Source organism: Ruegeria atlantica (assembly GCF_013032005.1).
Taxonomy (GTDB): domain Bacteria; phylum Pseudomonadota; class Alphaproteobacteria; order Rhodobacterales; family Rhodobacteraceae; genus Ruegeria; species Ruegeria atlantica_A.
In genome coordinates this window covers 551,516-572,399 of record NZ_WQBE01000001.1, presented here as the reverse complement: position 1 = coordinate 572,399, position 20,884 = coordinate 551,516, and the positions used below count along the sequence as shown (strand labels likewise).

The following is a 20,884-nucleotide window of genomic DNA, read 5'->3' as shown; positions in this document are numbered from 1 at the left end:
ACGACGGTTCACTGAACCGTCGTTTGAATAAGCTGAATGGAACTGCGCGGAAAAACTGTGGTTGTCACCGGTGCCGCTCAGGGTATTGGCAAAGGTCTGGCTGAGCGGTTCGCCAAAGACGGTGCCACTGTTGTCTGTTCAGATATCGACCAGCGCGGCGCAAAATCCGTGGCCTCACAAATCGGAGGTCACGGACTGGCATGCGATGTGTCGAGCGAAGACGATATCAAAACTCTGATCAACACTGTTGAAAACGAAATTGGACCCATTGATCTTTTCTGCGCCAATGCCGGTATTCTGACGCTTGGCGGTCTGGATGTTCATGACCAGGATTGGGATCGCATCTGGAAGATCAATGTCATGTCCCACGTCTGGACCGCGCGCCATATGGTGCCGCGTATGGTTGCGCGTGGCGGTGGTTATATCATGATCACGGCGTCTGCGGCTGGCTTGCTAAATCAACCCGGCGCCGCACCGTATGCCGTCACAAAGCATGCGGCAGTCGGATTTGCCGAGTGGCTGTCAATTACATACGGCCAGAAAGGTTTGCGTGTGTCCGTTCTATGCCCACAGGCGGTTCGCTCCGAAATGACGCGCGGACATGAAACTTCGGTCGCTGCAATAGACGGCATGTTAGAGCCTGAAGAAGTGGCTGATGCCTGTCTTTCAGCTATTCAGTCCGAGCAATTTCTGGTCCTGCCGCATCCCGAGGTTCGGGATTACATGCAACTTAAAGCTGGTGACTACGATCGCTGGCTGTCCGGAATGCAACAGCTAAATCAGCGGTTTATCGAAGATACCTAAGGTTTGTGCCGCACCTTGCGCATCAAACCTTCCTGCGCCACCGAAGCGACCAGTGTGCCGTCTTGGGCATAAATGGACCCACGATTGAAATTACGTCCCTGCCCGCTCCAGGGAGAATCCATTGCGTATAGATGCCAGTTTTCGAAATGTATCGGCGCGTGGAACCACAAAGCGTGATCCAGGCTTGCTCCGTTGACGTCTCCGGCAAACCAACTAAGCCCATGCGGGCGCAGGCCGGACGTCATCAGGTACATGTCAGACGCATAAGCCAGAATCAGATGCTGCGTCACCGGATCAGTTCCGGCGGCAGCTTTCATGCGAAACCAGATCTGGTTTCGGTCGTCTGATTTTTCGGGGGAAAATGGATTTTGGTGATCCACTTCGCGCACCTCGATTGGACGTTCTCGCAGCAGTTCGTCGCGTAATTTTTCGGGAACCTGGTCGACGTATCTTTGGCGCAATTCCTCGCGGGCCGGATAAGCTTCGGGTGCTTTGGTCTGCGGCATGGCGTGCTGGTGATCCCATCCTTCGTCATGAACATGAAACGAGGATGACATGTTGAGGATTTGTTTGCCGTGTTGGATCGCAACGACGCGACGTGTGGTCATGGAACCTCCATCACGCGCTCTATCAACTTGATAAATAACAGGAATAGACGGATCACCAGCGCGAATGAAATAAGCGTGCAGTGAGTGGCACAGGCGATCTTCGACAGTTCGATAAGCCGCTGCTAGGGCCTGAGCGATCACCTGACCTCCGAATATGCGTGTTGGTGTTTCACCTCCGGATCCTGTGCCACGGAACAGATCAACCTCAAGCCTTTCGATGTCCAAAAGGTCCAGAAGGATACGTTCTGCTTCGGTCATGTTGCGGTCTCCGGGTGTTTTAAGTCTTGGGTATCAGCGGTCAGAACGTCATTCAATCAATGCCCCGAGGACAAGCGCCTTTAGCTCTGCCCGCGATGGGTATGAACTGGAGGGTGACAACTGGGTGAAGAAGACTGTGGTCAGGTCGTTGACCCGGTCGATCCAAAAGTATGTCGACGCCATGCCGCCCCAGCCAAAATCCCCCAATGAGCCTGGCACTCGGGTTCGACCGGGGTTTATCACCACAGCACCGCCCAAGCCGAATCCGGTACCCTCCATGGGCTGTTCTGCGAAACTTTGCGGACCCATCGAGGCGATGTCGCCTGGCAAATGGTTGCGCATCATGTAGTCCACAGTTTTGGGACCTAAAATGCGGTGTCCCGCGCCCTGCCCGCGATTTCGCAACATCTCCGCAAACCGTGAATAGTCGTCGATCGTGCCAACCAAGCCGCCACCACCCGAAAACGTCGTGGCGTTTTCGAACGGAGACCCTTTGGCCTGATCAACCAGCCGCAGGGTCTCGGCACCGGTTTGTGCCGAATTCAAGGCCATCGCGTCCCCGGCCAACGGAGTGTACAGCGACGCAAATCGATCCCCTGCTCCTTTCTGTACTGAAAATCCGATGTCCTTCATTCCAAGCGGTTCAAGAATTTCCGTCGCGAAAAACTGGTCCAGAGTTTGGCCCGAAACAACCTCGATCACGCGACCAATTACGTCGATGCCCACTGAATATTCCCAGCGAGTGCCCGGTTGGAACGCCAGAGGCAGAGCAGCAAGGTCGCGGACGCGATCGGCTAGAAGACCTTGATCTGGTTTGAACATAAGGTCCTGTTCATCCATCGCTAGCGGCAGAACTCCGGGGTTGAAGGGATAGCTGAACCCACTTGTATGCGTCAGGAGTTGATGCAGCGTCGGCGTAGGTGCGTCTTCGGTATGATCTAACCGCGCGGCCCCCGGAATCAGTGCCTGCATTTTGGAAAATTCTGGCAGAAATTCTGATAGTTGCGCATCGAGGTGAAACAAACCCCGCTCGGCCAGCATCATCAGAGCGACAGTGGTGATCGGTTTGGTCATTGAATAAATGCGCACAACTGTATCGCGCTGAAAATCCAGATCATCTTCAACGCTTCTTTTGCCGCAGGCGTTGAAAAACACCTCGGAACCCTTGTGTTTCACCAACAGGGAGTTGCCCGCGTATTTTCGCTCATCGACATAACGCTGCATCCAGTCGGCAATGCGGCTCAGGCGGTTCGCGTCGAAGTTTGTCATTGATGATTAACCCCTTGGTACATGGGCGCGATCTTGCGGGCTTACGTGCTGAATTGACAGGGAAATCGACCACACGGACTGCAAGCCTGTTACACTAGGGTCGTAGCGGATTCGCTTGTCACGAGTTGGTTCATTTCTAGTGTTCAAATTCTCGGAGGAGCAACATGGCGCAACATATAGATTTCGTTTATGATTTTTGCAGTCCCAATGCATTTTTGGCGTTTAAGACCTTGCCGGACTTGGCAGGCGAACACGGTGTGCAGGTGAACAATGTGCCGGTCCTGCTGTCGACGGTTTTCAAGGTGACCAACAACCAAAGCCCGTTTCAGGCCTTTTCGGAAAACCGTCAGAAATCGGCCTATCTGACTCATGATCTGCATCGATTTGCGCGCACGCGGGGCCTGAGCTTTCACATGAGTCCTCATTTTCCGATTAACACCAAATTTGCCATGCGTGGGGCTGTGTTTGCGTCCGGAAAACCCTGGGAAGACAAATATATGAACGCTGTTTTCGATGCGATTTGGGTGCATGGTCAGAAGGTCGATGAACTGGGTGTTCTGTCGGAAATCATGCAAGAGAACGATCTGCCAGCGCGTAAAATACGCGAGGCGATGACCAGCGTCGATATCAAGCAACAACTGAAAGACCAGACCAAGGCCGCCGTAAAACGCGGTGTGTTCGGCGTTCCCAGCATGTTTGCGGGGTCCGAAATGTTCTTTGGCAAGAATAGTCTGGGAAATCTAGGGTTGGAGCTGTCAAAGACCCCTTAGCCTTCTATGGCGTCCAGCCCGTGTCGTGCGAATATTGGAACATACGAACCAAGTATCATCGCCCGTTCCGGGTCGGAAGCATTTCCGTCCTGCGCGCGTTTGAAGACCCCCTGCAAAATCGCGGCCATACGAAAGAAGTTGAAGGCTAGATAAAACCCGAAATTGTCGATCCCGGAAAGGCCACGACGCTGGCAATACTGAACGATAAATGCCTGATCTGAGGGTAGGCCTAGACTTGCCCGATCAATTCCGGCCAGACCCCTGCCCTCGGCACCCGGCGGCATCTGCCACTGCATGATCACTGCCGCCAAATCTGCATACGGATGCCCGATCGTCGACAATTCCCAATCCAGAACCCCGATGCACTGTGTACCGTCTTTCTCAAACATCAGATTGTCGATACGGTAATCACCATGCACCAGCGTTCTTTGGCCGTCATCTGCGGGTATCGAACCTTCAAGGGCGGTCATCAGCGCATCCATCTCGGGGATATTTGCGGTCTCAGAGGCGCGGTACTGTTTGATCCAGCGCGCAATCTGGCGTTCAAAGTAGTTTCCGGGCGGGCCATAGTCAGATAGTCCGGCGGCATCGATATCCACCTCGTGGAGGTCAGCCAGTACACGGTTCACTTCATCCAGCACGGCGGAGCGGGTGGCATCGGTTTCCCCGCTCAATGTAGGTTCTAGAAATACGCGCCCTTCCAGATGCTCCATAACATAAAAAACCGACCCGATGACATCACCATCCTCGCACAGCAGGTACATTTTGGGGACCGGTACGGCACTGTTGGCCAACGCGCTTTGAACACGGAATTCCCGATCCACCGCATGGGCAGATTTCAATAACGCACCCGGAGGCTTGCGACGCAGAACATAAGACTGATCGGGGGTCCTCAGCAAAAAGGTCGGGTTGGATTGTCCTATCGCAAACTTTCTCGCCTGCAACGGCCCACAATAGCCCGGAAGATGCGACTTGAGGTACGCATCCACAGCCGTCAGATCCAAACTCGTACTGTCCATCTACGCCTGAATCCTCACAAAGCTTCGGCAAATATGTTCCCGGCCGTCTCGACGTTGATCCCACCGGACACCGGGATCACTGCACCGGTGACATAGCTGCCGCCACGACCGCATAGGAATAGCATACAGCCGGCAATATCCTCATCACGCCCAACCCGACCCAAAGGAACCGAGTTACCAACCCTTTCGCGTGTCTCTTCATCGGCCGTGGCAAAGGCAGTCATCTTCGAGACGAACGGCCCCGGTGCCAGCGCGTTGACCGTGATGTGGTAGGGCGAAAACTCCTTGGCCATGATCTTGGTCAGGTGCAGCACTGCCGCTTTCGAAGCCGAGTAGCTATAGGCCCCATCGCCCATTGGCACCTCACCCATGACCGAACCGACATTGACCACTCGCGCCGGGTCGTCAACTAAGCCAGACTGCATCAGCATCGGCAACAGTTTTTGGGTCAGCTCGAACAAACCCGCGACATTGACCGTCATAACTTTATCCCAGGCCTCATGTGGGAATTGTCCCATCGGCGCACCCCAGGTTACGCCTGCATTATTCATCAGGATATCAAGGCGATCTGTTCGCTTGTTAACCTCGGATACAAGCGCCGCGATTCCATCTTTGGTTGCAACATCACCGCCGAACCCTTCGGCATGACCGAGCGCATCCAAAGCGTTCAGCTCAGCCGCAACGGCTTCGCAGGCGTCTGCTTTGCGGGATGCGATCAGAACACGCGCCCCTGCCCGCACCAATGCCTCGGCCGCCATTCGCCCGATGCCTGTTGCGCCACCGGTGACCAGTGCGGTTTTGCCTTGCAATGAGAATAACGTGTCGGGGGTCATGGTCTGCTCCTCGGTAAAGTGGCTATAGGCACGTCTGGGAAATGGTTGATTTCTTGACAACTCATTGGTCCGCGCCAAAGCTCCTCATATCCGAATAACAGGGATAACGGGATTAATATGCAAGCTTTACTCAGCGTCGCGCCGGGCGGGCCAGATACACTAGAGCTGACCAGCCTGCCTGATCCAGTACCGGGTAAAGGCGAATTGCTGATCGGGGTTAGGGCCGCGGGCGTTAATTTCCCCGACACACTGATCATTCAGGACCTCTATCAGATCAAGCCACCCCGCCCCTTTGCGCCGGGCGGTGAAATCGCCGGGGACGTTCTGGCCATTGGCGAAGGTGTGACCGGTTTCAACGTTGGAGACCGTGTTCTGGCGCTGACCGGGCATGGCGGGTTTTCAACACATCTAACAATCCCCGCTGCAACCGCCATTAAATTCCCAGGCTCGATGCCATACGAGGATGCGGCCTGCTTTGTCTTTACCTACGGCACGTCCTATCACGCGTTGAAAGACCGCGCTGCCCTGCAGCCCGGGGAAACCCTGTTGGTGCTGGGCGCTGCTGGAGGGGTCGGGTCTGCCGCGATCGAGCTGGGCAAGGCCATGGGTGCACGTGTGATTGCCGCAGTCTCATCGCCAGACAAAGCGGATTTTTGCCGAGATTTGGGGGCGGATGAAACGCTTATCTACTCCCGTGAGATGAACAAAGAGGCACAAAAAGAATTCTCATCGGGAATCAAAGATTTGGCAGGGCCGTTAGGTGTAAATGTCGTTTATGATGCTGTAGGTGGAGATTATGCGGAACCTGCGCTGCGTAGTATGGCCTGGGCCGGGCGATATCTTGTGATCGGTTTCCCGGCGGGCATTCCCAAAATACCTCTGAACCTGCCATTGCTGAAAAGCTGCCAAATTGTAGGGGTTTTTTGGGGCGCATCGGTGCTACGTGATCCTGTAGGGCATTCTAAAAATGTGAATGATTTGTTCAAGTTATACGTCGATGCTCGTATAAAACCGCGGATCAGCGCCAAATATCCGTTCGACCTTGCCTCCAAAGCTCTGACTCATCTGGCCAACCGTTCTGCCCTTGGTAAAATCGTGGTGACAATGCCTGCAAGGGCTGAACATGATTGACGGTTTCTTTAATCGCTCGCCCTATACGCGCGTTGGCCGGTGGACATTCCCACCTGTTCGCGTTTAAGAAACTGGTATGGGAACAGTGAAATAATGCACAAAGCTCTGATTTTGAATGGCCCGAACCTGAACCTTTTGGGCACCCGACAACCTGAGGTTTATGGAAGCACCACGCTGGAGATGGTTGAGAATCTGTGCGTCAGCCACGGATCTTCCATCGGTCTGGACGTGTCGTGCTTTCAGTCAAACCACGAAGGTGCCCTGATTGATGCCATCCACGCGGCCAAGGGGGATCAGGACGGCATTGTTCTGAATGCAGGTGCTTATACGCATACCTCAATCGCCCTGATGGATGCGATTGCGTCCGTTGAACTTCCAATGATCGAGGTCCACCTGTCCAACATCCATGCCCGCGAAGAATTCCGGCACGTGTCCTATATCTCGAAGGTGGCGATCGGCCAGATTTGTGGCTTTGGCCCGCAAGGCTATGTGATGGCTCTGGACGGATTGGCGGCGCAACTGAAAGGCGGGTCGACTGCATGAAGCTGAGCGAATACCTGCACTTTCTCAGCTATACCAAAACTTTGGAAGAGCTTTGGGACGCCCATTGCCGTCAGATGGCCGAATACGGGTTTGATCGGCTGATCTATGGCTACACCCAATACCGCACCGAGACATCGCTGGGTGATCCAGAGGATTTCGTGATTCTGACCAATCATGGAAAGTCCTATCTGGATGGTTTCCTGCGTGGTGGCCTGTATTTTCATGCTCCGATGTTGAAATGGGCGCTAAGCAACGAAGGTGCCGCCAGTTGGAATATCGCCCAGGATTTGGTGTCCAACCGCGGATTAACACAGCCAGAACTGGACGTTCTGGAATTCAATCGAAAGCACGGCGTTGCGTTCGGATATACGGTCAGTTTCACCTCGGTTTCGATGCGCTCCAAGGGGGCGATTTCCCTTTCCGCAGGAAATGCGACCAGCCAGGACGAAGTGGATGCGATGTGGGATGAGCATGGTGACGATATCCTGCTGATGAACAATGTTGCGCATCTTAAAATCCTTACCCTGCCCTATAACGCGCCGAACCGAGCGCTGACCAAGCGCCAGCGTGAAGCGTTGCAATGGGTCGGTGACGGCAAGACCACCCAGGACATTGCCCTATTGATGGGGCTGACATCGGCTACGGTCGAAAAGCATTTGCGATTGGCGCGCGAGGCGCTGTCGGTGGAAACCACCGCTCAGGCCGTTCTGAAGGCGTCACTACAGAATCAGATGTTCGTTATGGAGGTCTAAGGTCCGAGAATTGACGCTCAGGAGCGTCAATTTACCCTAGGTAAGGAAATCATGACTTTCCAATCTGGGGGGCTGGTTGCAAAGTGAGAGTGTTCCGTGAGTGGTGGCTTTAGCCAGGGAACATTTGGTTGGATCTTTGTAATACCAAGGCTCTCCAATCGCTCTGACACAAAGGCGCCTATTTGTCCGCGTCAGTTTGTCGGAATTTTGAGGGGCCTCGACCATCCCCATCATGCGGGGCCCCTCATACCTTTTCAGAAAGGTTCAGGACGCGAGTGCGTCCTTTTTTATTGGCTAATGGCTTGAGTGGCCTGAAAAAACCGGTCACGACTTGCGCGACCGGTTTCTTTGGCTCCCCGAACTCTGCAGAGTTCGGGAATGCTTTCTTAGCCTTGTGCGGCTTTGGCAACTTCTGCTGCGAAGTCTTCTTTTTCGACAACGATGCCTTCGCCAACTTCCAGACGGACAAAGCCGGTGATGGTTGCGCCTGCCTCTTTCGCCGCTGCTTCAACGGTCAGGTCAGGGTTCACAACGAAAGACTGGTTCAGCAATGTGGATTCCGCGACGAATTTCTTCATGCGACCAACGATCATCTTTTCGATCACCTGCTCCGGCTTGCCGGATTCGCGGGCAATGTCCATCTGAACCTGCTTTTCTTTTTCAACAACAGCCGGGTCCATGTCTGCCTCGGACAGGGCCGCCGGGTTCACGGCTGCGATGTGCATTGCAACTTGTTTGCCGATGGCTTCATCGCCGCCAGACAGAGCAACCAGAACACCGATTTTGCCCATGCCGTTGGTGGCCGCATTGTGGACATAGGACACAACAGTGTCGCCCGACAGCTTGGCCATACGACGGACCGACATGTTCTCACCAATGGTGGCGATTTTGTCGGTCAGGGTGTCCGCAACATTCTTGCCACCCAGATCAGCAGCCAGCAGCGCCTCGACATTGTCGACGCCTTCTGCGGCATACGCGATCTTGCCAACCATTTCCTGGAACTCGGCGTTTTTCGCGACAAAGTCGGTTTCCGAGTTCACTTCGACAGCAACACCGTTGCCACCGTTGACGTGAACAGCGACCAGACCTTCTGCAGCGGTACGGCCCGATTTCTTGGCCGCCTTGGCCAGGCCCTTGGTGCGCAGCCAGTCAACGGCTTCGTCCATGTTACCTTCGGTTTCGGTCAGCGCTTTTTTCGCGTCCATCATGCCTGCGCCGGTCGAGTCGCGCAGTTCTTTAACCATTGCTGCTGTGATTGCCATCTCTTGGCTCTCCTCAATTCAAACGGAATTGGGGCAGGTCTACCCTGCCCCATATGTCATTTAGGTGACGGGCAGCTTACGCTTCGGCTTTGGCTTCCGGCGCGGCTTCTTCTGCGGGTGCTTCTTCCGCAACGGCTTCTTCAACCGGAGCTTCTTCGAACGCACCCAGATCAACGCCTGCTGCACCCATCTGCGCGGTCATACCGTCCAGAGCGGCCCGTGCGGCCAGATCGCAGTACAGCGCAATCGCGCGCGCCGCGTCGTCGTTGCCGGGAATGATGTAATCAACACCGTCGGGCGAGCAGTTGGTGTCGACAACAGCCACAACCGGGATACCCAGTTTGTTGGCTTCGGCGATGGCCAGTGCTTCTTTTTTGACGTCGATGACGAACAGCAGATCAGGAACGCCGCCCATTTCGCGGATACCGCCCAGCGAAGCCTGCAGTTTGCCCTGGTCACGTTCCATGCCCAGACGCTCTTTCTTGGTCAGGCCCTCGGCGCCCGATTCCATGGCTTCGTCGATCTGGTTCAGACGGTTGATCGACTGGGAAACGGTTTTCCAGTTGGTCAGCGTGCCGCCCAGCCAGCGGTGGTTCATGTAGTACTGAGCCGACTTTTCAGCTGCTTCGGCGATCGGGCCGGCGGCCTGACGCTTGGTTCCAACGAACAGAACGCGGCCACCTTTTGCGACGGTGTCACGAACAGCCTGCAGAGCCTGATCCAGCATCGGAACGGTCTGAGTCAGGTCCATGATGTGGATGCCATTGCGCGAGCCGTAGATGAACGGGCCCATGCGGGGATTCCAACGCTGTGTCTGGTGACCAAAGTGAACGCCAGCTTCCAGCAGCTGACGCATGGTGAACTCGGGAAGAGCCATGCTATTTTCCTTTTCCGGTTTACGCCTGGGCGGGGGTGAAAGAAGCAGATGCTCCAACCGGCGGTCTTAATGAGGATGTCTCCCTCAAAAAGCCCAAACCCCGCCTGCGGGTTTGAATGGCGCGCGTATACGGCAGGTTTTCGGCTAGCGCAAGGGCTTTTCGCCCTTATTTTTCAAGCCGTGCCAGTGCGTGCGCGTGGCGCACGGACTCTTCACAATATGCGGCCAGCGCCTTGCGGCTTTCGAAATCGCTAACCTTGGCCGGTGCATGATAAATCAATTCAACCGCACCCTGCCCGCGCGCACCCAGCGTTTTCAAAAGGTGTGGGGCGAAATCCATATCTCCCCACCAGCCATAAAACCGATCAGACTGCCCTTTGGGCGCGTGATACACAACCGAGACTGGCTGCACATACATGAAATCTCGCAATTCATCTGCGAAGAACGCGGCGAAAAGAGTTGTTTTAAAAGGTAAAACGCGCTGCCCGTCGGTCGAGGTCCCTTCGGGGAAAAACAGCAGCTTATGACCAGCTTTCAAGCGAGTTTCGAATATTCTTGTCTGTTCTCTTGCTTTCTTGCGGTCCCGCTCGATGAACACGGTTCCTGTTGCACGGGCAAGCCAGCCGATACCGGGCCATTTGGCCACCTCGGCCTTGGACACGAAATAGACGCGCTTGCGCGCATTCAAGGCGAAAATGTCCAGCCACGACGTGTGATTTGCAACCACAGCGCCGCGCTGTTGCATCAGTTCGCCCGAGGTTCGAAACCGTATCCCGAGGATCCGAAACGCATTGCGGCAGACAAATTGCGAAATAAACGGCGTTACGGGGCGGCGCACGCCGTACAACGGACGCTCGATCAAGCGCAGCACCAATAGAACTAGCAAACCTCCAAACACCAATACGGCCAGTGGTAATCCGCGGAGAAAAACCAACATCCACCCCATCAACCCCAGTTTGATGGGGTCTGGTTCATCCTCGCTGTTCCAAAGCGGTTCGTTCACCAATTCATGCCCCGCCATAGATGCGTTTCTGCCGCTCGTTCATGCGGGCCGTATCGAGGATCAGGCAAACATCAGTGGTGTTGAATGAATGGTCGATGAACGCGCCTTCTCCCACGAAACCCCCTAGGCGAAGATAGGCCTTGATCAATGCCGGAACCTGAACCATCGCAGCTCGGCGATCCAGATCCGCGGGCGCAACAAGATCCATGGATTCAAATACTTCTGGTTGTGCCCTCACCCTCAAATCAGGCGGCGCGAGATGGTTGTGATGCAGCATCGACAAGGGCTGCGCCAATTCCTGAACATCCGTTCCGTGAAAGCTGGCGACACCGAACAGAACTTCGATATCACGCTCGTTTACATAGGCCGCCAATCCGTTCCACAGGTGATACATGGCAGTGCCCCCGCGATAGTCACGGTGGACGCATGAACGGCCGAGTTCCAACAGCTTGCGACCGCTTTGCTTCAAAACAGTCAGATCGTATTCATCTTCGGAATAAAACTGCCCCAGTTCCGCAGCACGTTCGCCCGGTAATAGCCTGTAAACGCCAACAACTTCGCCTGTCAGGTCGTCTATCGCCAGCATGTGATCAAAATACGGATCGAACTTGTCGCGCTCCAGTCCGGCGTCATGATCTACCATCTCTCCGCCACCGCCCAGTTCGCGAACAAACACGTCATAGCGCAGCCGTTGGGCAGCGCGCAGTTCGTCCTCGGTCTGTGCAAGTTTGACGGTAAAGGAAGGGCCTGCGTCCGGCATTGATGGTTCCGTTCTTGTTTGCGCGCTGATACCGCAGTTTCCCTAGGGATGGCAACAAGAGCGGAATGCGGGGCCGTTAACCTTTCCTAAACCAGTTTCACAGATCAAAGACCGGCATCAGGGCGATGCGCGTTCCGTCAATCACCACTTTCCCCTGCTCGCGAAAGTTCACGGTGATCTTGCCCCCGATGTTGGACTGCACCTGTCCAACGCCCCAATCGGGGTAATCGGGGTGGCGGACGTACATGCCCGGTGCAAGAATAGCATTAAGGTCTGTCATGCGAGGGCTCCGGTCCGGCGGCAGATGCAGCAGGAGGTACGCATGAGCGACACCACAGTCAACCTGGCCGAGTTGATCGGGTCCCGGATCTGTCACGATTTGATCAGCCCCATCGGGGCGATCACCAACGGTCTGGAGCTGCTTGAGATGGTTGGCGCAGTCCAGGGGCCTGAGATGGAACTTATCTCGGGCAGTGTTGGCAGTGCCGGGGCGCGGATTCGGTTTTTCCGCGTGGCGTTTGGTTCAGCCAGCGATCAGCCTTTGGGCCGAACCGAGGTCTCGGAACTGTTAAAGGATGTCGAACGCGCAGGCCGCGTGCGCGTCAACTGGCACCTGACCGAGGCGGTGCCGCGTAATCAGGTCAAACTGGCATTTCTGGCGTTGATGTGCTGCGAAAACGCCATGCCTTTTGGGGGCGAAGTGACCATCGATCAAAATGGTGAAAGCTGGACGGTCACAGGATCAGCCGACAAGCTGAATGTGGATAATGACCTTTGGAAAAACCTGCCGACAGGGCGATACCCCAATAAAGTCACGCCCGCACAGGTGCAGTTTGCTCTTTTGCCAAAGACTGCCACGTCGGTGGGGCGGCGGGTTGTGGCGGAAACCACCTCAACCCGCGTTGTGATCCGGTTTTAAGACCGGGTCGTTCCATTCCCGCGCACAAGATACTGAAAGCTGGTCAGCTGCGCCGCACCCACCGGGCCACGCGCATGCATCTTACCGGTCGCAATGCCGATCTCAGCGCCCATTCCAAACTCACCCCCATCGGCGAATTGGGTTGAGGCATTGTGCATCAGGATTGCACTGTCGAGCCGTTCGAAGAACCGCGCAGCAGCGGTCTCGTCCTCGGTCATGATGCAGTCGGTATGGTCCGAGCCATTGAGGCGAATATGCGCGATGGCTTCGTCAATATCAGCGACCGGTCTCGCCGCGATGATACTGTCGAGGAATTCCTTTCCCCAATCATCGACCGTCGCAGCCACGGTGCCATTCTGGGCCAGCGCGCCTTCGGCGTGAACCTCAACACCTGCGGCCATCAGAGCGGCGATAACGTCGCGTCCCAGTGTTTCCACCACATCCTGATGGATCAACAGGCATTCGGCTGCGCCGCAGATTCCGGTCCGCCGGGTTTTGGCGTTCATCACCACGTTCAGCGTTTTCTGCGGATCGGCGGCTTTGTCGATGTAGATATGCACGATGCCTTCAAGATGCGCGAAAACAGGTACACGCGCCTCGCGCTGCACCAGCCCCACCAGGCCTTTACCCCCGCGCGGGACGATAACATCGACATAATCCGTCAGGGTAAGCAATTCCTGAACCGCAGCGCGGTCTCGCGTCGGCACCAGTTGGATGGAATCCTCGGGCAGGTTTGCGGCCTTTAGCCCTTGGACCAGGCAAGCGTGGATGGCGCCCGAAGAATGAAAGCTCTCGGACCCGCCACGAAGGATCACCGCGTTGCCCGATTTCAGGCACAGCGCGCCGGCATCTGCCGTCACATTGGGGCGGCTTTCATAGATCACACCGATCACACCCAAAGGCGTGCGCACACGCTGGATATGCAGACCCGAGGGCATGTCCCATTCGGTCAGCACCTCGCCCACAGGATCAGCCTGATCCGCGACCGTGCGCAGCCCGTCAACCATGCCCTGAATGCGCGCCTCGTCCAGCATCAGGCGATCCATCATTGCCGGGCTCAGACCTTTTTCACGACCGAATTCCAGGTCTTTCTTGTTGGCCTCGATGATTCTGGCACGGTTGGCCCAAACCGCATCAGCGGCGGCGATCAGGGCTGCATGTTTCCGTTCGGCGCTGGCAAAAGCCAATTCGGCCGAGGCTTTCTTGGCGCGTTTTCCAAGATCGGCCATCAGTGTGGGGATGCTGTCGAAATCCTTCATCTCAGATGCCTTTCAGTCGGTCTTTTGGTGTTCTAACATCGCTCGGCTACCGCGCCAAATCGTCTCGGTGGATCAGCACGGCCCTGCCCGGATAACCCAGAGTCGCCTCGATTTCCGAGGATTTTCGCCCCTTGATCGCGTCTGCTTCTTGCGCGGTATAGCGGCTGAGGCCCTGTGCCAAGCGTCGCGCTTCCGGGTCCAGAATGGCCACAGGATCGCCACGGCCAAAGTCTCCGGTCACTTCGACGATCCCGGCAGGCAACAGGCTTTTACCGTTGCCAAGTGCCCGGGCTGCGCCGGCGTCCACCACGATTTCACCACGCGGTTTCATCGCCGAGATCCACCGTTTCCGGGCCGCATGTGGGTCCAGGGTCGCGGTGAACCAAGTGCAATTCGCACCGTGTTCAAGTGATTTCAGAGGGTTAAGCGGCGATCCTTCAGTAATCGCCATATCACACCCGGCGGCTGTCGCCATCTTTGCAGCCAGCAGCTTTGTCTTCATTCCGCCTTTGGACAGGCCTGACCCCGCGTCACCCGCCATCTGTTCGATCTTAGGCGTTATTTCTTCGATCACGTCGTAACGAGTGGCCGAGGCGTCCTCATTCGGGTTGCCGGTATAGAAACCGTCCACGTCGGATAGCAGGATCAACTGATCCGCGCCCACCGTGACAGCGATCTGTGCGGCAAGGCGGTCATTGTCGCCATAGCGGATTTCATCCGTTGCGACCGTATCGTTTTCGTTGACGATAGGCACGACACCCAAACCCAGCAAAGTTTCAAGTGTCGCGCGTGAGTTCAGATAGCGGCGGCGGTCGGCGCTGTCCTCCAACGTTACCAAAACCTGCGCGGTAGTGATCTTGTGCGGCGTTAACGCCTCCTCGTACGCGCGAGCCAGCCGGATCTGACCTACAGCAGCGGCAGCCTGAGATTTCTCCAGCGGCAAAGCCTCCATCGGCAAGCCCAAGACCCCGCGACCCAACGCGATAGACCCGGATGACACCAAAATGACGTCCGTTCCCTGCCCCTTTAGCCAAGCTACGTCCTGCGCCAAGGAGTGCAGCCAGTCCGAGCGCAAAAGGCCCGTGTCCCGATCCACCAGCAAGGCGGACCCGATCTTGACCACCAGACGCTTGGCTGAGGTCAGGGTTGCCACGTCTTCGCCTCCTCAACGGGCTTTTGCCGCAAACGGTTTTCGTTAATCTGGGTACGCAATGCGCGCAGAACCTCGGTCACGCCCAGATGCGCCACACCGGACATGGTCATGACGGGGCCGCCGACGGCCTCTTCCAGCTCGGCCTTAGCCGCTTCGCGTTCTTCGTCATCCAGTGCGTCGACCTTGTTCAGCACCGTAATGCGAGGTTTCTCAGCCAGTTCGCCGCCATAAGCCTCAAGCTCGTGAATAATGGTCCGATAGTCATCAGCCACGGTCTCAGACGTTCCATCGACCAGATGCAGCAGAACGGCGCAGCGTTCCACGTGACCCAGAAAACGATCTCCGATCCCACGGCCTTCGTGGGCGCCTTCGATCAGGCCAGGAATGTCAGCCACGACAAACTCGACGTTATCAACGCCGACTACACCCAGGTTCGGGTGCAGCGTGGTAAAGGGATAATCCGCAATTTTCGGACGGGCGTTGGATGTTGCGGCCAAAAAAGTCGACTTACCCGCATTGGGCATGCCCAGCAGACCCACATCAGCGATCAGTTTCAGCCGCAGCCAGATCGTACGGTCGATCCCCGCCTGCCCCGGATTGGCCCGGCGCGGGGCCTGGTTGGTGGCAGATTTAAAGTGCAGGTTGCCGAAGCCACCATTGCCGCCTTTGGCCAGCAAAACCCGCTGACCGACCTCAGTCAGATCGCAGATGACGGTTTCTTCGTCTTCGTCCAGAATCTCGGTACCAACCGGCACCCGCAAGACGATGTCGTCGCCGTCCTTGCCGGTGCGCTGCTGACCCCGACCGGGTTGACCGTTCTTGGCAAAGAAATGCTGCTGATAGCGGAAGTCGATGAGGGTGTTCAACCCGTCAACGACCTCGGCCCAGACAGATCCGCCCTTACCGCCATCACCGCCATCGGGACCGCCGTATTCGATGTACTTTTCGCGCCGAAAGCTGACGCAGCCGCCACCTCCGGCCCCGGACCGGATGTAGACCTTTGCAAGATCGAGAAATTTCATGTGTGTCCCCTACTGCAAAGGCCCCATCGGCCACAAGTCAGAGTTTCTTAGTATACGTCCAGGTGGGCACATTCGCATCACGCGCCACCGAATAGGTTTCGGCATCACCCAGATATTCAAACCCGCAATGGGTCAACACCCGCGCCGAGGCCGGATTGTCCTGAAAAACGCTGGCAAACATGGTGGCGTTTTCCAACGGGTTGGCATCGACCAGCGCTTCGACCGCCATCGATGCAACGCCCGTGTTCCAATAGACCGGCGCGACCCAATAGCCCACCTCGGACTGGTTGCGATCCAGGCGCGTCAGCGAGATCAGGCCGATCAGCTCGGGACCGCCATCTTTGGTGGCATCCATTGCCCAGACGTCTTCATCGCGTTCTTCGGACATCGCGCGCGTCACAAAAGCTTCGGTCGAACCCGGTGGCAGCGGATGTGGAATTGCTGTGGTCATGCGCGCCACACGCTCATCACCTGCATAATGTTCAATGAGACCCAAATCCGACCGGCGCAATGGTCGCAGATCGAACCGCTCGGTTTCAATGACCGGCTGGTTTATTATTGCCTCAAGCTTCATGAGTGCGTTCCTCCTCCGAACAACACGAACAATACGGACGCAACGGTGAGACTGGCTAACGTCCACATCAGATATTTTTCAATTGGCCGTCCTTCAACCGCGTGGGCAATTCTATCGCCCGCAAATGTCCAAATTGGATGAAGAATGACCTGACAAAACAACAAACAGAGAGCAATCGTTACTGTGGCCTCAATACTGGGCGTCCCTGCCGCCACAAACCCGGTAAACCCTGCAATGATCATCGCCCAAGCCTTTGGATTTAAGGGATGAACGATCAAACCAGCCAAGAACCCGGGTGCTTTGCCATCAGCCTGCTGACGCGACAGGCGTGTGTTGGCGATCTTCCAGGCCAGCCACATGATATAGGCTGCTGACGCGTATTTCAGCGCTGTAAATACGCCCGGAGCCTGATCGGCCAGTTGCAGCAGGCCAAAGCCCACAGGCCAGATGATCAATTGCTTCCCTACAATGACGCCCCCGACAAACGGAAGTGCCGCCCGAAAACCATAGCGCGCACCAGTTCCCAACAGGACCATATTGGCGGGTCCTGGGGTGCCGACCTGACTGGCGGCGAAAATCAGGAAACTTGTGGTTGCGACGGGCATAGGTGCGTTCAATCAAAACTACGTTAAAACGAGAAAGGGGACCGGCATTTTCTGCCGGTCCCCCAAGAATTTTCAAACCTTATGGGTTTCGGCTTACTCTGCGGCCTCCGCCACTGGCAGGACCGAAATAAAGGTGCGGTTTTTGAGGCCTTTGTGGAACTTCACAGCGCCGTCGACAGTTGCAAAGATTGTATGATCTTTGCCCATGCCTACGCCTTCGCCCGGCCAGAACTTGGTGCCGCGCTGACGCACGATGATGTTACCTGCGATGGCGGCCTGGCCACCATACAGTTTCACGCCAAGGCGGCGACCAGCTGAGTCGCGACCGTTACGGGAGGAACCGCCAGCTTTTTTATGTGCCATTCTCTCTCTCCTTAGCCTTTGGCCAGTTCTTTGGCCTGCTCAACCCATTCGGGTTTCACTTTGATGGTGTCGATAGCAGCAATCTGCTCGTCCGACAAGGCGGCCAGAGCGGCAAAGCTCTCGATACCGGCGTCGGCCAGCTTTTTGGCGGCGGCGGGACCGACACCGTTCAGGGCTGTCAGATCATCAGCGGCAGCAGCAGCAGCGGCAGGTGCCTCTGCTTTGGCTTCAGCTTTCTTGGCAGGCTTTTTCGCTGCCGGAGCAGCTTCGCCAGCAGGTGCCGAACCAGTTGCAGCTTTGATGCCCGATTTGTCAGCGCCCGATGCCAGGATGTCAGTGATTTTGACCAGAGTCAGTTTCTGACGGTGGCCAACGGTACGCTTCGAGCTGTGCTTACGACGACGCTTGACGAAGTTGATGACCTTGTCACCTTTGATCTGTTCGATCACTTCGGCCTGAACGCCTGCGCCTTCAACGAAGGGTGCGCCAACAACCGGTGCGTCACCGCCCAGCATCAGAACATCATTGAATTGAACTTTTTCACCTGCGTCGGCAGCCAGCTTTTCAACACGGAGCACATCGCCCGCCTGAACCTTGTACTGCTTGCCGCCAGTCTTGAGGACCGCAAACATGCGTCTTTCCTTTTCCAAACCGCGTTCTGTGGTCCCCGTTTGGGTGTTTTGGCTTTCGCCACCTCGAACAGCGCGCCCTTTTTCCGGGCTGTGTGACGACCCGTGGGAAAAGCCCTTTGGGTCAATAATAACGAGACCCGGCGCGGAAGAACCGGCCGGGATGCGCGCTTATCCAAAGATTGCGGGGGAAAGTCAACATCAAATGCGACGCTAAAGGTCCGATCCTTTCAGCACCTGAGCGACCGCCTGACCCAGCTGATAATAGATCGTGTCGAACATCCGGTTAAAGCTTTCAAACAGGGCCGTATTGATCGCTTTGCCCGTTTCAGTGCGTGAAAAGGCGATGTTCTCGCGCATTTGACTGTCGGTCAGTGGCTTGTATGCCAGCAGAAAAAAGGAATACAGCCACATTCGTGTGTCTTCGGTCATGCTGTCTTTTTCCTCAAGCAGCTGTGCCAGAAGCTCCCCGTCGTCCCCACCAACCCCCAGGCTCATCCCACGGAAAAAATTGTAATCTGCACTGATGGAGTTATGCACATTCTCGTCAATCAGGTTGTTGACCTGAATATACTCGTCGACCAGCCGGTATAGCTCCGTGCTGCGATCACCGTTTTTGTAGGCGTCCTGAGCCATTTCTTCGATGGCTTCATCTGCCAAGGCGACACGGGCGGATAATTCCAGCGAGGTGATAGCCTGCCCTAAATCGCTTTCGAAAAACAGGATGGCGCGGTCCATCTGGCTTTTGGTCAGGGTTTCCGCGAATACACTTTCGACCTGATCACGCATTCTGTCCGCGTCGTAAATCCGGTCTACCTGATCCAGAAAGACCGGGCCGCCATTGTTGTTCAGAAAAGTTTGCTGAAGGTCCTGCCCAAGTGAACTGCCTTCGTCCCGCAGGATGTCGATGACCGCGTCCACTTGCAGGGCCTGCATAAGTTGTTCAACCTTTTCCTCGGCCTGCAAAGGCGTGGTCCAAACGAACAACGCCAGGAACGTCGCGATAAAACGCATCAGATATCCTGTGCCGGGTGCAAGTCCGCCATCCGAGTGGCAAGAATTTCGAATTTCATGGCCATGATTTCATATTGAACGGCATTCAGCAGTTCATAGACCTCTTGCATCAGCGGCTGCTCTAGCGCATCGGCATAAGCATTCACATCGGCATCGGAAAAATTCTGATACGTATAGGCAGCCCCGGCCAGGGCCGATAACTGCAACGCCTGTCGCATGCTTGTTTCGTTCTGGCGCATCATGAGGCGCAGTTGATCAGCATCCAACTGAAGATCAATTACCCCCGAAGCACTGGCGGCCAGCAGAAACCGCAGTTGAATCTCTTGCAGGGCTCGCAATGCGGTCCCGCTTGAATCAATGGCCCTATTCATGCGTTTGAGGCTTTCGACACGGTGCGAGCCGTCTTTGATCAACTCAGCCACGATCTCTTGCCCCTGCTGCTGCTTGGCCTCGTCATCTTCTAGCATATGCGAGGCGTTTTCCGCCTCGACCAGACGCTGCCCCAGGTCCGAGGCGTAAAATTCCACTGCATGAAGCAGCGCCTCGTCTCTGAGTGTCTGCTCCAGAATCGAAACGGCGGTTTCATGCATGTCTTCAGTGTCGAATACTTCTTCGGTCAGTCGGGCCCAATCGGAGCCGAAACCATCCGGGTCTATGCCCAGCATCTGCGGCGCCGACGCAGAAGAGAGCGCGATACTTTCCAGCGCCACGTCAAAACCAGTTGTGGTCAGAAACGCTTCGATCCTGTCTCGCCCGGCGGCAAAGGACGACACAGGCGCCATGGCCAGTGTCAGAAGCAATAAGAATAGGGTCAGAGCGGAGCGGCGAAGAGAATAAGTCATACTTCAAAGCCTATGCGTTTTGTGCCGTCTGGCAATGGAAAATCCCGTCATAGTGAATTTCGGGAATTTTCTGCTTGCACCCCCGCGCGTTCCTCACTAAATCCCCCCCTCACAGACCCCCGCGGAGAGGTGCCGGAGTGGTCGAACGGGGCGGTCTCGAAAACCGTTGTGGGTGCAAGCCCACCCAGGGTTCGAATCCCTGTCTCTCCGCCACTATCTTCTTGAAATTGAAAGCTAGTAATAGAAATTCAGGGTGTAGTGTGCTTTCTGCCCTAGTCGACAGGTACGGCCATTGGTGTCCTACTGCGCCCCATTTTAGGACTTCCGGCTATGCCAATTACGGCCCTTTGGCGCAGACTATGACACATTGACACCCTTCCAAGCTGCAATCAGGCAAACGAAATAGGAATCCTGCGTCTGCGGGATCCCTTTTGAATATTGCGGGGTTTAAAGGCTTCAGCGAAAGCCGTTGTCGCTGTTCTGCCTTAACCTGAGCGATTTCTTCCTGTGTCAGGTATCTCAGGTAGTGACGGCCTGTGGCAATTCGTTTGTGACCGCTGCAGTAAGACATGGCTCGCGTAGAGCGGTCTGAGTTGTCACTCTTTACGAAGGATC

24 protein-coding genes and 1 tRNA gene are annotated in these 20,884 nt (G+C 55.9%); 7 read left to right on the top strand and 18 right to left on the bottom strand.

The features are described 5' to 3' along the window. The first annotated feature begins 36 nt into the window (after window positions 1-36). The gene (locus tag GOX21_RS02810; protein WP_170375350.1) at window positions 37-804 is read left to right on the top strand and encodes an SDR family oxidoreductase; all 768 of its coding nucleotides are present in this window, start codon (window positions 37-39) and stop codon (window positions 802-804) included. Here the strand turns inward: GOX21_RS02810 and GOX21_RS02805 are convergent. Together GOX21_RS02805 and GOX21_RS02800 are read right to left on the bottom strand one after the other, a co-directional pair. Further along, a complete protein-coding gene (locus tag GOX21_RS02805; RefSeq protein ID WP_170375348.1) occupies window positions 801-1,670 on the bottom strand; it encodes an acyl-CoA thioesterase in 870 nt (289 codons plus the stop codon). The two genes, GOX21_RS02810 and GOX21_RS02805, sit on opposite strands and share 4 nt — an antisense overlap. A 48-nt stretch (window positions 1,671-1,718) precedes the next feature. Then, window positions 1,719-2,939, bottom strand: coding sequence for a serine hydrolase domain-containing protein (locus GOX21_RS02800; RefSeq protein ID WP_170375346.1), 1,221 nt, complete (start codon window positions 2,937-2,939; stop codon window positions 1,719-1,721). A 164-nt stretch (window positions 2,940-3,103) separates the two neighbouring features. On the opposite strand from GOX21_RS02800, the gene GOX21_RS02795 reads away from it, so the two are divergent. Then, on the top strand, window positions 3,104-3,709 hold the full coding sequence (locus GOX21_RS02795) for a 2-hydroxychromene-2-carboxylate isomerase (protein WP_170348710.1): 606 nt from the start codon (window positions 3,104-3,106) through the stop codon (window positions 3,707-3,709). Here the strand turns inward: GOX21_RS02795 and GOX21_RS02790 are convergent. Both GOX21_RS02790 and GOX21_RS02785 read right to left on the bottom strand, forming a co-directional pair. After that, window positions 3,706-4,728, bottom strand: a complete 1,023-nt coding sequence (locus GOX21_RS02790) for a phosphotransferase family protein (protein ID WP_170375344.1) — start codon at window positions 4,726-4,728, stop codon at window positions 3,706-3,708. The genes GOX21_RS02795 and GOX21_RS02790 overlap by 4 nt on opposite strands. 14 nt (window positions 4,729-4,742) lie before the next feature. Further along, window positions 4,743-5,561, bottom strand: a complete 819-nt coding sequence (locus GOX21_RS02785; RefSeq protein WP_170358469.1) for an SDR family oxidoreductase — start codon at window positions 5,559-5,561, stop codon at window positions 4,743-4,745. 117 nt (window positions 5,562-5,678) lie between these two features. On the opposite strand from GOX21_RS02785, the gene GOX21_RS02780 reads away from it, so the two are divergent. The 3 genes from GOX21_RS02780 (at window position 5,679) to GOX21_RS02770 (ending at window position 7,987) form a co-directional block, all read left to right on the top strand. Further along, on the top strand, window positions 5,679-6,692 hold the full coding sequence (locus tag GOX21_RS02780; protein WP_170375342.1) for an NADPH:quinone oxidoreductase family protein: 1,014 nt from the start codon (window positions 5,679-5,681) through the stop codon (window positions 6,690-6,692). A gap of 93 nt (window positions 6,693-6,785) precedes the next feature. Further along, entirely contained in the window at window positions 6,786-7,235 is a 450-nt protein-coding gene (gene aroQ, locus GOX21_RS02775; protein ID WP_170375340.1) for a type II 3-dehydroquinate dehydratase, read from the top strand. Continuing rightward, window positions 7,232-7,987, top strand: coding sequence for a helix-turn-helix transcriptional regulator (locus tag GOX21_RS02770; protein WP_170375338.1), 756 nt, complete (start codon window positions 7,232-7,234; stop codon window positions 7,985-7,987). The genes aroQ and GOX21_RS02770 overlap by 4 nt, the downstream gene beginning before the upstream one ends. 386 nt (window positions 7,988-8,373) lie before the next feature. Here GOX21_RS02770 and tsf read toward each other — a convergent pair whose 3' ends face one another. The 5 genes from tsf to GOX21_RS02745 form a co-directional block, all read right to left on the bottom strand. After that, a complete protein-coding gene (gene tsf / locus GOX21_RS02765) occupies window positions 8,374-9,249 on the bottom strand; it encodes a translation elongation factor Ts (RefSeq protein WP_170348704.1) in 876 nt (291 codons plus the stop codon). A gap of 76 nt (window positions 9,250-9,325) precedes the next feature. Further along, complete coding sequence (rpsB, locus tag GOX21_RS02760) at window positions 9,326-10,126, bottom strand: 30S ribosomal protein S2 (RefSeq protein ID WP_170375336.1); 801 nt, start codon at window positions 10,124-10,126, stop codon at window positions 9,326-9,328. Window positions 10,127-10,292: 166 nt separating this feature from the next. Then, window positions 10,293-11,147 carry a lysophospholipid acyltransferase family protein gene (locus tag GOX21_RS02755; protein WP_170375334.1) on the bottom strand — a complete coding sequence of 285 codons (855 nt, stop codon included), beginning with the start codon at window positions 11,145-11,147 and terminating at the stop codon, window positions 10,293-10,295. Then, window positions 11,134-11,889 carry a GNAT family N-acetyltransferase gene (locus GOX21_RS02750; protein ID WP_170375332.1) on the bottom strand — a complete coding sequence of 252 codons (756 nt, stop codon included), beginning with the start codon at window positions 11,887-11,889 and terminating at the stop codon, window positions 11,134-11,136. Before GOX21_RS02750 ends, GOX21_RS02755 begins: the two co-directional genes overlap by 14 nt. Before the next feature lie 97 nt (window positions 11,890-11,986). Then, window positions 11,987-12,169: a DUF3553 domain-containing protein gene (locus tag GOX21_RS02745; protein WP_170348700.1), complete on the bottom strand. Its 183-nt coding sequence runs from the start codon at window positions 12,167-12,169 to the stop codon at window positions 11,987-11,989. Window positions 12,170-12,211: 42 nt separating this feature from the next. Here GOX21_RS02745 and GOX21_RS02740 point away from each other — a divergent pair, with 42 nt between their 5' ends. Continuing rightward, a complete protein-coding gene (locus tag GOX21_RS02740) occupies window positions 12,212-12,808 on the top strand; it encodes a histidine phosphotransferase family protein (RefSeq protein WP_254428442.1) in 597 nt (198 codons plus the stop codon). Here the strand turns inward: GOX21_RS02740 and GOX21_RS02735 are convergent. From GOX21_RS02735 to GOX21_RS02695, 9 genes are all read right to left on the bottom strand, one after another. Beyond that, complete coding sequence (locus tag GOX21_RS02735; protein ID WP_170375330.1) at window positions 12,805-14,067, bottom strand: glutamate-5-semialdehyde dehydrogenase; 1,263 nt, start codon at window positions 14,065-14,067, stop codon at window positions 12,805-12,807. The two genes, GOX21_RS02740 and GOX21_RS02735, sit on opposite strands and share 4 nt — an antisense overlap. 46 nt (window positions 14,068-14,113) lie before the next feature. After that, window positions 14,114-15,220, bottom strand: coding sequence for a glutamate 5-kinase (gene proB / locus GOX21_RS02730; protein ID WP_170375328.1), 1,107 nt, complete (start codon window positions 15,218-15,220; stop codon window positions 14,114-14,116). Beyond that, the gene (gene obgE / locus GOX21_RS02725; RefSeq protein ID WP_170375326.1) at window positions 15,208-16,242 is read right to left on the bottom strand and encodes a GTPase ObgE; all 1,035 of its coding nucleotides are present in this window, start codon (window positions 16,240-16,242) and stop codon (window positions 15,208-15,210) included. The genes proB and obgE overlap by 13 nt, the downstream gene beginning before the upstream one ends. Window positions 16,243-16,279: 37 nt before the next feature. Further along, window positions 16,280-16,816 carry a GNAT family N-acetyltransferase gene (locus GOX21_RS02720; protein WP_170375324.1) on the bottom strand — a complete coding sequence of 179 codons (537 nt, stop codon included), beginning with the start codon at window positions 16,814-16,816 and terminating at the stop codon, window positions 16,280-16,282. Beyond that, window positions 16,813-17,421, bottom strand: coding sequence for a LysE family translocator (locus GOX21_RS02715; protein ID WP_170375322.1), 609 nt, complete (start codon window positions 17,419-17,421; stop codon window positions 16,813-16,815). Before GOX21_RS02715 ends, GOX21_RS02720 begins: the two co-directional genes overlap by 4 nt. 93 nt (window positions 17,422-17,514) lie before the next feature. Then, a complete protein-coding gene (rpmA, locus tag GOX21_RS02710; RefSeq protein ID WP_010440093.1) occupies window positions 17,515-17,784 on the bottom strand; it encodes a 50S ribosomal protein L27 in 270 nt (89 codons plus the stop codon). 11 nt (window positions 17,785-17,795) lie between these two features. Next, complete coding sequence (locus GOX21_RS02705; protein WP_170375320.1) at window positions 17,796-18,416, bottom strand: 50S ribosomal protein L21; 621 nt, start codon at window positions 18,414-18,416, stop codon at window positions 17,796-17,798. A gap of 210 nt (window positions 18,417-18,626) precedes the next feature. Then, a complete protein-coding gene (locus tag GOX21_RS02700) occupies window positions 18,627-19,427 on the bottom strand; it encodes a DUF2059 domain-containing protein (protein ID WP_170375319.1) in 801 nt (266 codons plus the stop codon). After that, window positions 19,427-20,269, bottom strand: a complete 843-nt coding sequence (locus tag GOX21_RS02695) for a DUF2059 domain-containing protein (RefSeq protein ID WP_170375317.1) — start codon at window positions 20,267-20,269, stop codon at window positions 19,427-19,429. The genes GOX21_RS02700 and GOX21_RS02695 overlap by 1 nt, the downstream gene beginning before the upstream one ends. Window positions 20,270-20,392: 123 nt before the next feature. On the opposite strand from GOX21_RS02695, the gene GOX21_RS02690 reads away from it, so the two are divergent. Then, window positions 20,393-20,482 (top strand) — tRNA-Ser (locus GOX21_RS02690). Window positions 20,483-20,884 lie beyond the last annotated feature (402 nt).

What these genes read in the sequence shown, in the direction of transcription:
- GOX21_RS02810 (WP_170375350.1), top strand. Translation starts at nt 37, where the DNA reads ATGGAACTGCGCGGAAAAACTGTGGTTGTCACCGGTGCCGCTCAGGGT.
- GOX21_RS02805 (WP_170375348.1), bottom strand. Translation starts at nt 1,670, where the DNA reads ATGACCGAAGCAGAACGTATCCTTCTGGACCTTTTGGACATCGAAAGG.
- GOX21_RS02800 (WP_170375346.1), bottom strand. Translation starts at nt 2,939, where the DNA reads ATGACAAACTTCGACGCGAACCGCCTGAGCCGCATTGCCGACTGGATG.
- GOX21_RS02795 (WP_170348710.1), top strand. Translation starts at nt 3,104, where the DNA reads ATGGCGCAACATATAGATTTCGTTTATGATTTTTGCAGTCCCAATGCA.
- GOX21_RS02790 (WP_170375344.1), bottom strand. Translation starts at nt 4,728, where the DNA reads ATGGACAGTACGAGTTTGGATCTGACGGCTGTGGATGCGTACCTCAAG.
- GOX21_RS02785 (WP_170358469.1), bottom strand. Translation starts at nt 5,561, where the DNA reads ATGACCCCCGACACGTTATTCTCATTGCAAGGCAAAACCGCACTGGTC.
- GOX21_RS02780 (WP_170375342.1), top strand. Translation starts at nt 5,679, where the DNA reads ATGCAAGCTTTACTCAGCGTCGCGCCGGGCGGGCCAGATACACTAGAG.
- aroQ (WP_170375340.1), top strand. Translation starts at nt 6,786, where the DNA reads ATGCACAAAGCTCTGATTTTGAATGGCCCGAACCTGAACCTTTTGGGC.
- GOX21_RS02770 (WP_170375338.1), top strand. Translation starts at nt 7,232, where the DNA reads ATGAAGCTGAGCGAATACCTGCACTTTCTCAGCTATACCAAAACTTTG.
- tsf (WP_170348704.1), bottom strand. Translation starts at nt 9,249, where the DNA reads ATGGCAATCACAGCAGCAATGGTTAAAGAACTGCGCGACTCGACCGGC.
- rpsB (WP_170375336.1), bottom strand. Translation starts at nt 10,126, where the DNA reads ATGGCTCTTCCCGAGTTCACCATGCGTCAGCTGCTGGAAGCTGGCGTT.
- GOX21_RS02755 (WP_170375334.1), bottom strand. Translation starts at nt 11,147, where the DNA reads ATGGCGGGGCATGAATTGGTGAACGAACCGCTTTGGAACAGCGAGGAT.
- GOX21_RS02750 (WP_170375332.1), bottom strand. Translation starts at nt 11,889, where the DNA reads ATGCCGGACGCAGGCCCTTCCTTTACCGTCAAACTTGCACAGACCGAG.
- GOX21_RS02745 (WP_170348700.1), bottom strand. Translation starts at nt 12,169, where the DNA reads ATGACAGACCTTAATGCTATTCTTGCACCGGGCATGTACGTCCGCCAC.
- GOX21_RS02740 (WP_254428442.1), top strand. Translation starts at nt 12,212, where the DNA reads ATGAGCGACACCACAGTCAACCTGGCCGAGTTGATCGGGTCCCGGATC.
- GOX21_RS02735 (WP_170375330.1), bottom strand. Translation starts at nt 14,067, where the DNA reads ATGAAGGATTTCGACAGCATCCCCACACTGATGGCCGATCTTGGAAAA.
- obgE (WP_170375326.1), bottom strand. Translation starts at nt 16,242, where the DNA reads ATGAAATTTCTCGATCTTGCAAAGGTCTACATCCGGTCCGGGGCCGGA.
- GOX21_RS02720 (WP_170375324.1), bottom strand. Translation starts at nt 16,816, where the DNA reads ATGAAGCTTGAGGCAATAATAAACCAGCCGGTCATTGAAACCGAGCGG.
- GOX21_RS02715 (WP_170375322.1), bottom strand. Translation starts at nt 17,421, where the DNA reads ATGCCCGTCGCAACCACAAGTTTCCTGATTTTCGCCGCCAGTCAGGTC.
- rpmA (WP_010440093.1), bottom strand. Translation starts at nt 17,784, where the DNA reads ATGGCACATAAAAAAGCTGGCGGTTCCTCCCGTAACGGTCGCGACTCA.
- GOX21_RS02705 (WP_170375320.1), bottom strand. Translation starts at nt 18,416, where the DNA reads ATGTTTGCGGTCCTCAAGACTGGCGGCAAGCAGTACAAGGTTCAGGCG.
- GOX21_RS02700 (WP_170375319.1), bottom strand. Translation starts at nt 19,427, where the DNA reads ATGCGTTTTATCGCGACGTTCCTGGCGTTGTTCGTTTGGACCACGCCT.
- GOX21_RS02695 (WP_170375317.1), bottom strand. Translation starts at nt 20,269, where the DNA reads ATGACTTATTCTCTTCGCCGCTCCGCTCTGACCCTATTCTTATTGCTT.